This window comes from Psychrosphaera saromensis (assembly GCF_002954545.1).
Classification (GTDB): Bacteria; Pseudomonadota; Gammaproteobacteria; order Enterobacterales; family Alteromonadaceae; genus Psychrosphaera; species Psychrosphaera saromensis.
In genome coordinates this window covers 1,853,985-1,869,746 of record NZ_MSCH01000003.1, presented here as the reverse complement: position 1 = coordinate 1,869,746, position 15,762 = coordinate 1,853,985, and the positions used below count along the sequence as shown (strand labels likewise).

The following is a 15,762-nucleotide window of genomic DNA, read 5'->3' as shown; positions in this document are numbered from 1 at the left end:
TCGAGGTTTAATGGATTAAATAAGTATGTTTATAACAAAGAGTGGGGATAATTTAACCTCAACCCGAAGGGCTGGGTCTATTTGTCACCCCAACTTCGTTATCAGACACTTAAATAGAACCACTATTTGCGAGTCTTCTGCCTCGCTGGATGCAACAAATAGCCGCCAGCGTTGCAGAAAATGAAAGATAAACAGCCCCTAGTTATACTTCTGCTTTATTACCTTTACTTTCCAACCATATTTTTCTATCGCCAGAACGTTTCTTAGCTAACAACATATCCATCATTTCCATCGTTGGAGTAAGTTCATCTATTGTTAACTGCACTAAACGGCGAGTATTAGGATCCATAGTCGTTTCACGTAATTGCAAAGGATTCATTTCACCCAATCCTTTAAAGCGTTGTACGTTCACTTTACCTTTTTTCTTTTCTGCCACAATGCGATCTAACACACTGTCTTTTTCAGATTCATCAAGTGCATAATAAACATCTTTACCAACGTCAATGCGATATAACGGAGGCATAGCAACATATACATGCCCGGCTTCGACTAACGCGTAGTAATGTTTGATGAACAAAGCACATAATAGTGTAGCAATATGCAAACCATCGCTGTCGGCATCGGCTAAAATACAAACCTTGCCATAACGAAGTTGCGACAAGTCGGTTGAATCTGGATCCATACCTATTGCAATTGAAATATTGTGAACTTCTTCCGATGCTAATACTTGACCAGAGTCTACTTCCCAAGTGTTAAGGATTTTACCTCTAAGTGGCATAATCGCTTGAATTTCACGGTCTCTTGCTTGTTTTGCCGAGCCACCAGCTGAGTCACCTTCCACTAAAAACAATTCAGTTCTTTGGCTTTCTTGGCTACTACAGTCGGTTAATTTACCCGGTAATGCAGGACCTTGAGTCACTTTTTTACGAATAACTTTCTTAGCTGCTTTTAATCGTTTTTGTGCATTTGAGATACACAATTCTGCAAGCTGTTCAGATATATCGGTATGCGTATTTAACCAAAGACTAAAAGCGTCTTTTAACGCGCCAGAAACAAAATTGGCACACTGACGTGATGATAAACGTTCTTTTGTTTGACCAGCAAACTGAGGGTCTTGCATCTTAACAGACAGGATATAAGAACAACGTTCCCAAATATCTTCTGGAGTCAGTTTAATACCACGTGGCAATAAATTCCTGAATTCGCAAAACTCACGCATCGCTTCCAATAAACCTTGGCGCAGTCCGTTTACGTGTGTTCCACCTTGCGCTGTTGGGATCAAGTTCACATAACTTTCAGCAACTAGTTCACCACCTTCTGGCAACCAAGTTACAGCCCATTCAACCGCTTCTATTTTACCTTTAAACACACCCACAAATGGGTCTTCTGGTAATGTGACATAACCTTTAACTGAGTCGATTAAATAATCTTTCAGACCATCAACAAAATGCCATTCATGACTTTCATTAATTTGTTTATTTTCAAATTTAATTCTCAACCCTGGACATAAAACAGCTTTAGCTCGTAAATTATGTACCAGTTTTGAATTAGAGAATTTTGCAGTATCAAAATAAGAGGCATCAGGCCAAAAACGTATGTTTGTACCTGTATTACGACGACCAACTGTACCTATAACTTCTAAGTCTTGTACTTTGTCACCGTTTTCAAATGCTATTAGGTATTCTTGCGCATCACGCTTTACCTTGATTTCCATTCTCGTGGTTAGTGCATTTACCACGGAAACACCTACTCCGTGTAAACCACCTGAGAATTCATAGTTATCATTTGAGAATTTACCACCGGCATGAAGTTTAGTCAGGATAAGCTCTACCCCTGGAATACCTTCTTCTGGATGAATATCCACAGGCATACCACGACCATCATCTTGTACTTCAATTGAATTATCTTCATGAAGAATAACAATAATATTTGACGCATGGCCGGCTAATGCTTCGTCGACACTATTATCTATTACTTCTTGAGCTAAGTGATTTGGTCTCGTTGTATCTGTGTACATACCAGGACGACGACGAACTGGCTCGAGCCCATTAAGTACTTCGATTGACTCTGCGTTATAGGTTTTATTGGTCATAAATTAATTTAATTATTACTATAATTTCCATGCGATGTTGTAGAGATTAACGATGTTGCATTAAAACTTAAAGGAAAATTTAAGTGATAGGCAAAATCAATTTAACTTGCACTGTTTTATTGCAGAATTATTACAAAAAAAATCGGCAATTTTTTTAGGGAATCGTTCAAACTCGTCAAAGCCATGACAACCTCCTAATTCAAATGTAATTTTACAGTTTTTATAACGTTCCATCGCTTGTTTATAATCCAGAACTTCATCTTTTTCTTGCTGTAAAAGCCAGATACTTTCAGCCTGATAAAGCTCTTGTTGATATAAAGATTCAAGTTGCTTCATGTGCTGTTCAGTCAAACAATACTTTTCACCCGTGATAGGTTGTACTTGTTCGCCCAAATATTCATGCAACAACTCAAAAGGTTTTACCGCTGGATTAACAACAACAATCGGCTTTTTAAACTTATTATGTAAATACGTTGCTAAAAAACCACCTAATGAACTACCCACAATGCCAATAACATCATCACCATAAGTTTTCATTATCTTGTTGAGTTGGCCAACTGCATCATCAGGTATGACTGCTAACTGAGGCGCTAAAACTTCAATTCCATCGAAGTTCTCATTAATTAATTTCTTAAAAATCAGTGCTTTTTGCGAGTTTGGTGAAGAATGAAACCCGTGTAAGTAAAGAATGTATTTCATACGCACTTTTAAATAATTTAAACAGCGCGCTATATTATACCGATGGCGTCATTAATGCATCTTTATTGGTGAGTTCATTTTGTTTTGTGAAGACTAAGTTGAGCCAATCTTTTAACAAGCTATTAACCTGATACTTTTCATCTTTATGGTGTAGTTTGGCATTCGGGTAAGGATAGTTCTGGCGTAATCGCTTATGCTTTTGAAAGCCAATAACTTCAGCCATTTGAGCATCGTGGTAAACTCTAACCTCAAATTCACTAACCATAAACTTAGGTAAATGAGACGTTAATTGAATGATACTGAGCGTATCTGTATAACGACTTCTTTCAATGACCTTTAATTGGAACTCTAGATGCTTATCGCATTTAATATCCCAACTTGCATCTTGAGCATACTCCATAGGCAGTAATCTTAATAACAATGCATAATTGCGGGCGCACACAGCTTGCATTTTTTGCAAGTTAGGCACATATTTTTGCGGACGTTTTATCATTTAACACTCATAATTTTGTGATCAAATCTATATTAGACTTGTCTTTAAACCTCATCTCTATCTAGTTCAAATTCCTTGTCTAACTTAGATTTATTTAACGCTAACCACTGCATGCAAATAACCGTTGCCGCGTTATCTAATTCACCACTGTTTAGTAAATCGATAGCATCATTATAGTCAAATACATGAGCTTTAATATCTTCCTGTTCTTCATCAAGGCCAAATATACCAGCCGCATTATTACAATCAACTATTCCTAAGTATAAATACACTCTCTCTGTGGTACCGCCTGGACTTGATAAATAATCTAGTATCGGAATTAGTTTATTTATGGTCAAACCGGCCTCTTCCTGAGCCTCTCGTATTGCCACCTCGCTTGTTTCTTCAGGCTTATCAATCATACCTGCAACCACTTCTAATAACCAAGGTGACTGTTTGGTCGCTAATGCACCTATCCTGATTTGCTCAATTAACACGACTTTATTTTGTATCGGATCATAAGGAAGAACCGCAACCGCATGACCTCTTTCAAAAATCTCACGACTCACAACCTCACTTTGTCCACCATTGAATAAAGCGTGGGTGAACGTAAATTGGTTAATTTTGAAAAATCCATTATATACAGGCTCTACAGATTTAATTTCCACATTTTCTTGATTAAATTGAGATGCAAACTTGTTTTCTGCCACTTTAGTCCTCACTTTATGCTGATAAATTTTAATTAATATTTAATACTGGGGCATTAAGCACTGCATTAGATATCACTAATATTACGTGTTATATACATACTCTGTTACACTTAGCCTTATTTATATCTAAGTAAAACATTACGTAAATCAATTAGAAACGTTACAATGATTTTAATTGTTACCTATTTTAAACTATATAGACTTTTGCAAGTTTGGCTTCAGCCTAAGGAATAAAAATGAAAAAATCTTTTTTGTCGGCCTCCCTGTTATTACTAATATCGGGATTAAGTTTACAAGTTCAAGCGACAAACTTGTTAGAAGCATATAAAGATGCGGTAAAGAATGACCCTCAAACATTAAAAGCTAAAGCACAATACGATGTAGCTAAAGCATCTGAAAGCATTGCATTTTCTAGCTTGCTTCCATCAATTAATTTTACAGCTGGTTACTCTAACACTGATTATGAAACTTACAGTGACCCTACAACTTATGATGATGACGTAAGCTCTTTATCGTATGGCATAAGTTTATCTCAAACTATTTTCGAAATGGGTACTTGGTATTCTTTAGATGCTTCTGAAAAACGAGCACTCCAAGCACAAGCTGGATTTGATCTTTCTCAACAAGCGCTTATTACCCGAGTAACTTTAGCTTACTTTAATGTATTAAAAGCCCAGGACAATTTAGAATTCATCCAGGCTGAGAAAAAAGCGATTGAACGCCAATTAGAACAAACTAAACAACGTTTTAATGTTGGTTTAACCGCTATTACTGATGTTCATGAAGCCCAAGCTAACTTTGACAGCGCTGTCGCTCAAGAAATTCGTGGTAAAAACAGTATTGAAATAGCAAAAGAAACATTACGTGAAATTACTGGTAACTATTACGCTAAATTTGATGGTTTAAATACAAGTCGTTTTGAAGCAACAATGCCAACACCATTAAAAATTCAGCATTGGGTAACACAATCAGAAAAAAATAACCTTGAGTTAAAAGCTAAAGAGTTATTAGTTGAAGCAACTAAATATGATATTCAACGAGCAAAATCAGGCCATTACCCTACGTTAAAATTAACGGCTAGTTTAAATAATAGTGATGATAGTGGTACGTCTTACGGCACCGACTACAACAATCCGGCGCTAAATACGACGTCTGTTGGTTTAAATTTAGTTGTACCAATTTATTCAGGCGGCGCTACATCTGCTGCAGTTAAACAAGCTCAAGCTAACTATGTTTACGCTAGCCAAGATATGGAAGCAACTCACCGCTCAGTTGTTAGACAAGTACGTACATCATTTTCTGACGTAGTTGCCTTAGTATCAACATTAAAAGCTTTAGAGCAGTCTGTGATTTCAGCTGAAAGTGCTTTAAAAGCCACTCAAGCTGGTTTTGAAGTTGGTACTCGTACCATTGTTGACGTACTTAATAGCACGCAAAGCTTATTTAACGCTAAACGTAACTTAGCGAATACTCGTTATGACTATATTCTATCTATGTTAACGCTTAAGCAATCATCTGGTTCATTAACTGGTAGTGATGTTGAAGCGGTTAATTCTGGTTTAGCAGCGAATTAATTCACGCCTAAGTAAATAAAACGGAGCTTGCCTCCGTTTTTTTTCGTCTTCTGATTAAATTCCCTCAGTAACTGAGGTACTATTAATTAGCAGATATATATAACTTTATTTATTGGTATTCATTTTGGTAAATTTGTTGAACCGTAAGTCGTTACAACAAACCCTATTAAAAAGCCAAGAGCAATACATGTGGGTACATCGCAGCTTTAAAACGAGACCGCCGGAAAGCCCGAAGTCTTTATATTAATTTCTAAACGAGATATTTCTATGCCAGATACAAATACACCGCCAGAAAAAAAATCAAAATTGATGCTGAAGCTATTGTTGCCTGCAACACTAATAGCCCTTATCGTTGCAATTGTGTATTGGGGATTAGAAATCATTCGAGACCCAAATAAAACAACCCATGAAATGGCTGATGGCGTGGCAAAATTTTACTCTACGTTTAGACAATCATTTATGCCGGGCGCAACTCAATTAGATGAATATACTATTCAACTACCTCCGAAAACAGAATCTGTTAGCCAGAAATTAGAAAATCGACGTTTTTTAGTTGAACCGGTTAGCCCTAATTGGAAAGGTGAACAGAAGCGCCGAAGTTTTAGAGAGAATGAAACATTAAAAACGGCATTAGAAGTGTTTGGTAATAGCGAAGGTGTTGAGGTTATTTGGGACTTAGAACACGACTATATAATCAAGAACCATTTTGTTGAGAATGTTAATTTCAAAGAGTTGGTTGAAAGAATATCTAAAACCATTGGCAATGATTATGAAGGTGATGTTAAAGGTTACTTCTGTCCAACCGAACGCGCTATTGTTATTACAGATAACCCCGATGCATATGTTACTGACTCTTGTATACTCACTATTTCTAAAAGACGTTTAGCTCTTGATAAGCGTAGAGAAGAAGATTATAAAGCTCGTCAGAAGTTAGGTTTAAATTAAAACGTTATTAATTAACAAGGTATTAAAATGCAAAAATTACTCTCCGCATTACTAGTTGCAGCATTATTACAAGGATGTAGTTCTGACGATTCAGACGACGAGTTCTCAGGCACATATAGTGTTGGTGGTTCAATCTCTGGATTAAGCGGTGATATTACTTTATCCATTAATGGTGCTGATGAAGTCTTTACCAACAATGGCGTGTTTACTGCAAAAACTCGAGTAACTGACTCAGAAAGTTACTCGGTTTCAATTGTTAACAGTTCTAACGAATTAAATTGCAGTATTACTAATAATACTGGTACATCCAATATTGATGTTGATTCCATTGAAATAAATTGTAATGGCACAGACTTTTCTGCTTACCATTTAAATGGTTTGGCATTTAATGTTGAAGACCCTTCCGTGATCACTTTTGCTTTTCATTTGGTAGACCGCTATACAGAATTAGCCTTAGATAGCCTGACGAATGACAATCTTTTACAATTTATTAATGTGTTAGAAGATGGTTCATCTATATCTCCAAGTGAGTCCTTTTTAGAAATCGAACAAGTTAAAGATTTTAATGCCGAATACACAACCGTATTTGCTATCGATATCAGTGCATCTTTGGATGATGATGAGTTACAACAAGTTATCGACACCATTAAAGGTGTTCTTGTTGACCCAGTAACAAATGAGTCTAAGTTAACCACAAATCAATACATCTCTTTGCTCACCTTCGACAGCTCAGTCACTACGCTAATAGAGCAAAGCCAAGACGTGAGCGAATTATTGACTGTTTTAGATGCAATTGAGGTTGGTGGTAATTCAACCAACTTGAATGGCGCAATAAAAACAGGCAGTGAATTATGGGAGAATGAAATTTCATTAGAGCAAATTAGCTACGGTAGTTTAATTGTATTCACCGATGGTAATGATACGTCAAGCATAGTGTCTGAAGACGAAGTGTTGGAATCAACACAAGACAAAGACATCTATTTCATTGCAATTGGTACTGAAACTGACACCGCAGAATTAGCAAAATTCACCTCTATAAACAATATATTTACTGAGTCTAACTTTGATGAATTATCTGATGTACTAGCCGATACGTTCACCAGAGTTAAAACCTATGAAGATGGCTTATATATACTTTCTTATGCTTCACCTAGCCGTGCAGGCGATCATGAACTGACTATAGTCGCGGTTGATGATTACACATGTTCCACCGCAGTTAGCGATGAAGAAGAACAGCAAATATCTTCAACGGGTAACTTAACTAGCTGTAGTGATGAACAAAATTATGAGTTTAATGCAAAAGACTTTAGTGATGTAGTTACGTCATTAGCCATTATTGGTACTGCTGATACCTTCTTAGATTCAGTTACTTTTACAGCTAAACTGCGCTGGTCTAACGAAGTACCTGAATACACTTGGAAAGTAGTAGAGTGTCAAGGGTCTTTCACATCTGTTGAGGCTGATGATCATGCATCGATTACATTTACTCGAACCTCTAGCAGCTTAGCTGGGGGGAAAGTAACGCTAACCGAAACAACAACTGGCTTAGCTGTAGATAGTCATATGATTATGGCAACTTCTTTTAATGATATTGAATTATTTTACAATCGATGTGCAGGATAAGCATTAAGGTGTTTAGCGCTGCCTATTTTGCGAGGAATACGGTTTAACTCAGAGTTAGACCTGAATAAAAGAAATGGTCGGTCGAACATGGCTGACCATTCCAATACTTCATTTTGACTACATGATCCATTAATATAATATGAGTTAATGATTGAGTCTTAGCGTCTTCCCTATGCATACAAATAGGGTATTTCAAATCCCCTACTTTCAGCTCATCATCGACTAGTTCTAAACTATTAATTGAATCGCCTAAATTGTCTGCTAAGTTGTCGACTGAATTATTTGGCTGCGGCTGATGGGACTTATGTAATTTAATTAAATCATCATCATTCTCTATATTTAAAGAAGACACATGCTGTTTTCTTAATTTAATAATTTCTTCTGCGTCTGCATGCCCTGACGAATAGATTTGTTCTGGTAATGTACCTGCAACTAATTCAGTTTTTATCCCGTCATAATGCCAGCAAATTTGTTTTTCCATGCTTATCATCACTAGGTAAAACGGTTGTGACTTAGTTAAGTCTATATTTGCCACAAACTTAGTGATTTCTTGTAATGAACGGCAACTCGCTAACCCGCGGATTAACAACCCTCTTGAGATCAGCTCGTGCTCTGTACTTTTTAATTGCCCTTGGTAATCATTAAGCAATAAAAATACAAACCCGCATTGATTAACCGCTAACCAACTTCCATTCCCAGCAGGATCTCTAGGCATTAAAAAATTAACAGTGCCATCGTTAAACAAATGAGGGATTTCAGCTTTTGCTCGATCAACCGATTCATCACGATTAAACGCGATAGAAATATGAGATTCAAACTTACGCCAATTAAGACTGCACATTATGCTCAAACTTCTGCGTAGACGCAGCTTTACCAAAGTTCATACTTATAGGTAACATCATTGAAAGCGCTAAAATACGAATAATGGCCATGTGGTGCGTTGTATGACTATGAACAAACACTAACTCTCGTCGTAAGCTACTTGTAGTTGGGTTTGTTTGAGGAGCTGTGTTTGTACTGCACAAAACATCAACCGCTTTATCTGCGATAAGTTTTTGCAACTCAAAGATGATTGAATTTAACGAATTGATAGCCATAGCCGGCTGAGTTTCAATCGCAGTGTTACGAGAACGGTTATCGTAATCGATAGTATCCGCATCAAGTAAGAGGCTTTGATAATGCTCTACAACATGTCGAACATGAGCGCCAATAGTGCCGCTGTTCATATTCAAGCCATCATTAAATTGTATTTCTGACAATGTATTAATAAATTCAATCAATTGCTTTATTAATACATTGTTATCATAAACTTCCGAAATAGGATCCGGTATAAAAATAGTATCGATGATTAAGTCCTAAAATTTATATATTCCGTTACTTTAGTATTAGAACTGCAAAACTAAACTTTTATTTCAAACTATTTTTAAAAAAATTTAGTTATCGCGTTGAATGTTTCATCAAACGTTCTTTCTGACGAGACCAATCTCGGTCCTTGATATCAGTACGTTTATCGTGATCATGTTTACCTTTGGCAAGATGGAATGCAACTTTCACCCAGTTACGCTGCCAATACATGCCTGTGGCAACTAAGGTGTAACCTTTACGTTCTACCGCACCAATCAATTCCGCAATTTCTTTTTTCTTTAACAATAATTTGCGCTGACGAGTAGGCTCACATAAAACATGTGATGACGCTTGGTTTAATGGTTGTATTTCAGCGTTTAATAAATAAACTTCTTCATTTTTTAAAAATACATAAGTGTCGGTAATATTAACTTTACCTTCACGTATACTTTTAATTTCCCAACCTTGTAATTGAATACCAGCTTCAAACTTCTTTTCTAAGATATAATCGTGTCGCGCTTTTTTATTTAACGCTATCGAATTCGATGGAGTACTTGGTTTTTTTTTGGCCATAATTCTTACTTAATTAGATTCCGCATCAGTATAACGATTGATAACCATTTTTTGTACGTATTTTTCTAGTTACTTTGTTAGAATACAAAAAAAATTAGACAACACATATATTTATGGCAAACATATCACGAAGTGCGTTAGTTATGTATAGCTGCGAACAGATGTACAAATTAGTTGATGACATTGAGTTATACCCTCAATTCATTCCTAACTGCGCGGATTCCAAACGCGTCCAGATAAATGAAAATACCGTAGAGGGATCGTTATTGATCAGCTCGGTTGGTATTAGTAAGTGGTTTACCACCCAAAATGAGTTAACAGCAAATAAAGAAATAAAAATGCAATTACTTAATGGGCCGTTTAAGCACTTAACTGGCGTTTGGAAATTCACTGAATTAGATCAATTTGCCTGTAAAGTAGAACTAGATTTGGAATTTGAATTTTCCTCTAAGATGATCGAATTAGCATTCGGTGGTATTTTTAATAATCTAGTGGCTAATATGGTTTCAGCATTCACCCAAAGAGCGAAGAAAGTTTATGAGTAATAATATCAAAGTTGAGCTTGTTTATGGTTTACCACATCAACAAACCTTACTGTCTTTAGAAGTACCTAAAGGCAATACGGTTGAACAAGTTATTATGAACTCAAAGATAGCTCAAACCTATCCAGAAATAGACCTAACGGTTAATAAAGTTGGCATTTGGAACCGTAGCTGTAAATTACAAGATATTGTAAACGACGGTGACAGGGTAGAGATTTATCGCCCCCTGATTGCGGATCCAAAAGAAGTGAGAAAACGCCGAGCTGAAAAAGCGATTGAAGAAGGTAGAGCTGATAAAGTAACTGGTGGTAGGCCAAATCCAAGAAAGAAATAATTGATACTGGCTCCATCGTTTCACCAGATGAAAATTCTATAAAAAAACCCAAACTGAGTTGGGTTTTTTTATGCTTGATGATGCTAACTGATAATATTTATTATTAGTTCTCATCCAAAGATTTATTAAACTCTTCTGGTTGCTCAAAGTCACCACTAACTGTCGTTAATAAATCACCATTAAAACTAACAACCAATTCTTTACGAGTGGTTTTATCAGTTTTGCCAGATTTATTAGTATAAACATAATGCCACTTGTCTGACTTAAATGGATTTTCAGCTAAAGGCGTCCCCAAAACAAACTGAACCTGTTCTTTAGTCATACTAATTCGAAGTTTGTTTACATCTTCTTGATTAAGGTAGTTACCTTGGTTTATGTCATATTTATAAATCCAAAGACTACAACCACTAAGACTAAGGGCAAGGATAAATGTAATTAAAATTTGTTTCATAAAATACTGCTACATCTCAAAATTGATTAGTCTATTTGACTCAACAGACCTAAAAAGTTCCGTAATACTAACAGAATAAATATATGCAGGTAAAATTAGTTACACAATTTACTTAATACTTACGAAATAGTAATAATCAATTATGCAGCTGAAGCTGAAGCTAGTGTTGGGATACTGGATAATAACTTAGCCCATAGTTTGCCAGACTTATCTAAGTCTAAATCATTTTGTTTCACTTCAAACTTAATGCCCATCTGGGCGGTGAAGTCAGCTAATTGTTTTGCCGTTAAAACACTACTTTTATTTAATCGTTCAACAATAACTTGGCCACGTGACATCACAAAAATTTGAGACTTACTATCTAAAGCCTTATCGCCATTAATTAAGTTAGAGCTAGTACTGCTAGATAAATTCAAATTATCGAGCACATTAGGTTTTAAGAACTCATCAAAAACCATAAAGCTTAATAAGCTTATCGCCATAGGCTGGTATTGGTTTATTAGCAGTCTTTGCTGTTCACATTCAAATGCAGTGGTATTTAATGCGTCATGCTTAACTGACTGTACTGCTCTATCGAATAACTTTAGCAATACAACAAAAGAGTAAGAATTTATAAATGTTAAATGATAAGCCATATCTTCATCAAGTGATTCATTTCGCTCACTTGCATTTTCCATGGTTTTTTCAGCAAACGAGTCTGAGAGTTCAACAACTTGTTGTAATAGGTACTGATTTTGGTCACTCATTTGAGAAGCAAAATAACGCCAGGCTATATGTGCTAAACGTTTGTTTATGTATTGAGAGTCTAAATGTGTAACTAAAGTACTTTGTTCAATTGCAGAGGTAAATACATCTTGACCCAGTTCAATCTCAACTGCCGACTTTAACCAATAATTATCATCCAACATAGCCACTAAGCCGCTTTCAGTTAATTGATTTTTCATTATCAATTCTAATAAATGGCTGAACTTATGAGTGGCAGCATCTAAGCTACAGATTGATGAACTCCAATTTAGCTGTCTAGCCAGTCTTTGTTCTAACGCCGTATCTAACTTCTTTTCTATGTCTGATTTAGCATCATATTCAGTGCGAGCATAATTAGAGAAACATAAACTACGATAAAACACGTCGTTTACATCATCTAATAATATGCATTTAGCTAAATCATGAATTGAAGTCATAAATTAAGTTCTCATTACGTTGCTAGAAAAAATTCTAAATAGAATTAGGCTATAAAAGTTGGGCTAGAAAAAGTGTAGCTATAAAAGTCGCGAAAATAAAAGACACACAGTTATTTGATAGCACTTAAGCATAATAGATAAAAAAACAATGAAGCAGTATAGGGGAATACCTAAATTAAGAATGTATTTAGGGTTAAGCTTGTTTTATTAATAGTTAATTAAAATATATACACTTTAATCAACTAAATCAGTGCGTTACATTCAAGATAAAATAAAACCTAACAGCTTATTAATACGACAAACGCGCTAGTTAGGTTTTATTATGGGTTAAACGAGTTTATTTTTGCGACTGTGCTAACTGCTCAACCGCTTTCCAGACTCGCATAAAGTTGCCCGACAATATCTTTTTAATATCAGTGTCTGAATAACCTCGGTCTAGTAAACCTTGTACCAACTGCGGGTAATAAGATACATCTTTAAGGTCACGAGGCAATGAATCACCTACACCATCATAGTCAGAACCAATACCAATATGATCAATGCCAACTAAGTTTTTAACGTGATCTATGTGATCCAACACCGTATCTAAACTAGCAAACGGATATGGATTGTTATCCTTGTACAGCTTTTCTATACGCTTGGCTTTTTCTTCACCTCTTTTGGTATTTTCAGCTTCATACTTAGCTTTTAATTTATCTTGCCACTCCCTAGGAGCTGCTGAAACAAAGCTAGAACCAAAGTTGATTTGAATAACCCCGCCATTTTTAGCCAAAGCTTTAATCATTGCATCATCCATATTACGCTCAAACCCTGGAGTGAATTTACGTAAAGAAGAGTGCGATGCTATAACAGGGGCTTTAGTTAGTTCTAACGTTTGGTAAAATGCATCATCGGATACATGAGAAATATCGATCATCATGCCAATTCGATTCATTTCTGGAATTAACTTTTTACCAAAGTCACTTAAGCCATGCCATTGACGACGTAAATCGTAAGAAGAATCAGAGATATGGTTAGATAATGAATGAGAAAGCGTAACGTAACGAATACCACGTTTATGGAACATAGCTAAATTTTCAAAGCTATTGGCTATTGGGCTGCCATTTTCCATGCCCATAGGTAAAGAGATCTTACCTTGTTCAAATTGCTTATAAACATCGGCTGTTGAATACGCAACGGCAAATTTGTCCTCAGCGCGGTTGGCAATTGCCTCAACAGAATCAATTAACTGGTGAGCCAGTTGAACCCCAAAGTCTTTGCCTTCAGCTTCGTAAGTTGCTGGAATATAAATAGACATAAATGGTGCATTTAAACCACCAGCAACAGCTCTAGGGTAATCAAAGTCCCCTCCCTCTGTTGCCTTAGTTACATCTACCCATTTTTTATGCATTCGGTAAGGCACGTCAATATGGCTGTCAACAATGATCGTTTCTTGCGCTAAGCGTAACGCATGCTCGGATACGGTAACGGCTTTGGTATTCGCAGTAAAAGTAACCGCTAAAGATGATATTAAAATCGGTAAGTATTTTGTTGCTCGCATTATAATCCTTATTCTTTATGATAGGTTTAAACTGAGTTCACTATAATCAGATGTCAGTTCAAAAGAAAATGATTTGTTTTAACTTATCAATACAGTCGTTAAATATTGGTAATAAACTACTTTATAACTGGCGTATTTATTGCTTATATCAAATCAAAATTTCAACATTCTAAATTCGGATTTCACTATGAAGTTATTATTACTATTAATTGTTATGCATTTACTAGTTGGTTGTGTGGCTGCGGGTTACCACAACGAACATAATGCTGGCCGCTTCAAACAATTTGGTTATGGCTTTATAACTGAAGATGAAGCTGAACATGCAAATGTGAATTTAATCGATAGCAAAATCTTAAAAGCTTATGCAGACCGTTTAGCATTTGAAATGACCAAACAGGTTAATCCAGACAAATTAGGTTTGATGACAGTTACCTCATTTGTTGAGCTGGACGATAATTTAAATAATACCAACCCTCTGGGTAATCAATTAAGTGATACTTTATTAATATCGCTAAAAGAGGTTGGCTTTTTTGTTGAAGATTTGTACACCGCCAGCGACGTTCAAATAACGGATAAAGGCGCATTTGTTTTTTCTAGAACGATAGATAAACTTAGAAAGTTAGAATCTGAGTATATTTTATCTGGTGTGATCAACTACACGCCTAACTCAGTAAATATCAATGCAAGGGTAATTAATATCAAACAATCTGAGATTGTTGCCGCACATTCTTTTAGTATCCCAAACTATATAGTTCGTAGTTCATATCCTATTGTTGATGGTGTCGACATTATAATTAAAGGGAAATAATCCTTATTATCAAAATGTTAAGCCTACGTCATAAAAATTATTAAAGATTTATACACACTGTCCGATAAAGTTAATGAATCTAGGTAGAGTCATTATTTAAGGTATACCCTTATATTATATTAAGGATTCAACTTGTATATTATATGGACAGTTTAATTAGCATGACTAGCAACTTTTAACATTTTAGGAAATTAATTATGAAAAAGAATATTATTTCAAAAGCATTAGCAGGTTCTGTATTAGTTGCGGCATCAATGTCAGCTAATGCAGCAACAACTCCTGTTACTGTAGCTTTCGCTGTATTACCAGCTCTAATAATCTCACCGATTGAAAATTTTGATCCAGGTGCTGTATTAACTGGCACGGCCGGTTCGACTTGTGTATGGACTCCTACATTTCTTAATGATGTAAATGGCGTTGTCGGTCCATCAGGCGAAACAGGTACTGCAAATGATGTTAATGTAGTAAGAAACGGTGGCGGTTGCCCTACACAACCTATTGCTGCTGGTACCACAGCAACAACTGGTGTATACACTATTGATGGTGGTACAACAGCAGTTAATGTTGATATTAACATTGAGTTACAAGCTGGAGCCGCAACAACTATATCATGGGACCCGATCGGTATTGCTACACCGAATGACATCTCATATCCGTCGGTTCAAATACCAACTGGCACACCAACAACAGTTAACACTGGTGGGAATGGCCTTGTTGTACTTTATTTAGGTGGAACATCTACGATTATAAGTCCTACTGACATCATCACTGGTGAAAATGTTAGCTTTGATATTGTTGCACTATATTAATAAGTAGTTATTTAACTTATTAAATAACTGTAAAATTAAAACCGAGCTGTCTGTAAATAGCTCGG

17 protein-coding genes are annotated in these 15,762 nt (G+C 35.9%); 7 read left to right on the top strand and 10 right to left on the bottom strand.

Going from position 1 to position 15,762, the window contains the following annotated elements:
- Nucleotides 1-202: 202 nt before the first annotated feature.
- The 4 genes from parE to nudF form a co-directional block, all read right to left on the bottom strand.
- Nucleotides 203-2,092, bottom strand: coding sequence for a DNA topoisomerase IV subunit B (gene parE / locus BTO11_RS08495; RefSeq protein WP_105052204.1), 1,890 nt, complete (start codon nucleotides 2,090-2,092; stop codon nucleotides 203-205).
- Between the two features lie 96 nt (nucleotides 2,093-2,188).
- Nucleotides 2,189-2,791: a YqiA/YcfP family alpha/beta fold hydrolase gene (locus tag BTO11_RS08490; RefSeq protein ID WP_105052203.1), complete on the bottom strand. Its 603-nt coding sequence runs from the start codon at nucleotides 2,789-2,791 to the stop codon at nucleotides 2,189-2,191.
- A gap of 34 nt (nucleotides 2,792-2,825) precedes the next feature.
- The gene (locus BTO11_RS08485) at nucleotides 2,826-3,284 is read right to left on the bottom strand and encodes a DUF1249 domain-containing protein (protein WP_105052202.1); all 459 of its coding nucleotides are present in this window, start codon (nucleotides 3,282-3,284) and stop codon (nucleotides 2,826-2,828) included.
- Between the two features lie 44 nt (nucleotides 3,285-3,328).
- Complete coding sequence (gene nudF / locus BTO11_RS08480; RefSeq protein WP_105052201.1) at nucleotides 3,329-3,973, bottom strand: ADP-ribose diphosphatase; 645 nt, start codon at nucleotides 3,971-3,973, stop codon at nucleotides 3,329-3,331.
- 236 nt (nucleotides 3,974-4,209) lie between these two features.
- Here nudF and tolC point away from each other — a divergent pair, with 236 nt between their 5' ends.
- The 3 genes from tolC to BTO11_RS08465 all read left to right on the top strand — a co-directional run bounded on the left by tolC (nucleotide 4,210) and on the right by BTO11_RS08465 (nucleotide 8,115).
- Complete coding sequence (gene tolC / locus BTO11_RS08475; RefSeq protein ID WP_105052200.1) at nucleotides 4,210-5,547, top strand: outer membrane channel protein TolC; 1,338 nt, start codon at nucleotides 4,210-4,212, stop codon at nucleotides 5,545-5,547.
- A 267-nt stretch (nucleotides 5,548-5,814) separates the two neighbouring features.
- Entirely contained in the window at nucleotides 5,815-6,492 is a 678-nt protein-coding gene (locus tag BTO11_RS08470) for a TcpQ domain-containing protein (protein ID WP_105052199.1), read from the top strand.
- A 27-nt stretch (nucleotides 6,493-6,519) separates the two neighbouring features.
- On the top strand, nucleotides 6,520-8,115 hold the full coding sequence (locus tag BTO11_RS08465) for a vWA domain-containing protein (protein WP_105052198.1): 1,596 nt from the start codon (nucleotides 6,520-6,522) through the stop codon (nucleotides 8,113-8,115).
- A gap of 43 nt (nucleotides 8,116-8,158) precedes the next feature.
- On the opposite strand, the gene BTO11_RS08460 is transcribed toward BTO11_RS08465, so the two are convergent.
- The 3 genes from BTO11_RS08460 to smpB form a co-directional block, all read right to left on the bottom strand.
- Nucleotides 8,159-8,956, bottom strand: a complete 798-nt coding sequence (locus tag BTO11_RS08460; protein ID WP_105052197.1) for an NRDE family protein — start codon at nucleotides 8,954-8,956, stop codon at nucleotides 8,159-8,161.
- Entirely contained in the window at nucleotides 8,943-9,395 is a 453-nt protein-coding gene (locus tag BTO11_RS08455) for a hypothetical protein (RefSeq protein WP_181135874.1), read from the bottom strand. The genes BTO11_RS08460 and BTO11_RS08455 overlap by 14 nt, the downstream gene beginning before the upstream one ends.
- Nucleotides 9,396-9,552: 157 nt before the next feature.
- The gene (gene smpB / locus BTO11_RS08450) at nucleotides 9,553-10,032 is read right to left on the bottom strand and encodes an SsrA-binding protein SmpB (RefSeq protein WP_105052195.1); all 480 of its coding nucleotides are present in this window, start codon (nucleotides 10,030-10,032) and stop codon (nucleotides 9,553-9,555) included.
- Nucleotides 10,033-10,145: 113 nt separating this feature from the next.
- Here smpB and BTO11_RS08445 point away from each other — a divergent pair, with 113 nt between their 5' ends.
- Both BTO11_RS08445 and BTO11_RS08440 read left to right on the top strand, forming a co-directional pair.
- Nucleotides 10,146-10,577 carry a type II toxin-antitoxin system RatA family toxin gene (locus BTO11_RS08445; RefSeq protein WP_105052194.1) on the top strand — a complete coding sequence of 144 codons (432 nt, stop codon included), beginning with the start codon at nucleotides 10,146-10,148 and terminating at the stop codon, nucleotides 10,575-10,577.
- Nucleotides 10,570-10,908 carry an RnfH family protein gene (locus tag BTO11_RS08440; protein WP_105052193.1) on the top strand — a complete coding sequence of 113 codons (339 nt, stop codon included), beginning with the start codon at nucleotides 10,570-10,572 and terminating at the stop codon, nucleotides 10,906-10,908. Before BTO11_RS08445 ends, BTO11_RS08440 begins: the two co-directional genes overlap by 8 nt.
- A gap of 103 nt (nucleotides 10,909-11,011) precedes the next feature.
- On the opposite strand, the gene BTO11_RS08435 is transcribed toward BTO11_RS08440, so the two are convergent.
- From BTO11_RS08435 to BTO11_RS08425, 3 genes are all read right to left on the bottom strand, one after another.
- Complete coding sequence (locus BTO11_RS08435; protein WP_105052192.1) at nucleotides 11,012-11,359, bottom strand: outer membrane protein assembly factor BamE; 348 nt, start codon at nucleotides 11,357-11,359, stop codon at nucleotides 11,012-11,014.
- 140 nt (nucleotides 11,360-11,499) lie between these two features.
- The gene (locus tag BTO11_RS08430) at nucleotides 11,500-12,540 is read right to left on the bottom strand and encodes a hypothetical protein (protein WP_105052191.1); all 1,041 of its coding nucleotides are present in this window, start codon (nucleotides 12,538-12,540) and stop codon (nucleotides 11,500-11,502) included.
- Between the two features lie 337 nt (nucleotides 12,541-12,877).
- Complete coding sequence (locus BTO11_RS08425) at nucleotides 12,878-14,080, bottom strand: dipeptidase (RefSeq protein WP_105052190.1); 1,203 nt, start codon at nucleotides 14,078-14,080, stop codon at nucleotides 12,878-12,880.
- Nucleotides 14,081-14,267: 187 nt separating this feature from the next.
- Here BTO11_RS08425 and BTO11_RS08420 point away from each other — a divergent pair, with 187 nt between their 5' ends.
- Nucleotides 14,268-14,888 carry a FlgO family outer membrane protein gene (locus BTO11_RS08420; protein ID WP_105052189.1) on the top strand — a complete coding sequence of 207 codons (621 nt, stop codon included), beginning with the start codon at nucleotides 14,268-14,270 and terminating at the stop codon, nucleotides 14,886-14,888.
- 197 nt (nucleotides 14,889-15,085) lie between these two features.
- Nucleotides 15,086-15,697, top strand: coding sequence for a hypothetical protein (locus tag BTO11_RS08415; RefSeq protein ID WP_105052188.1), 612 nt, complete (start codon nucleotides 15,086-15,088; stop codon nucleotides 15,695-15,697).
- Nucleotides 15,698-15,762: the final 65 nt, after the last annotated feature.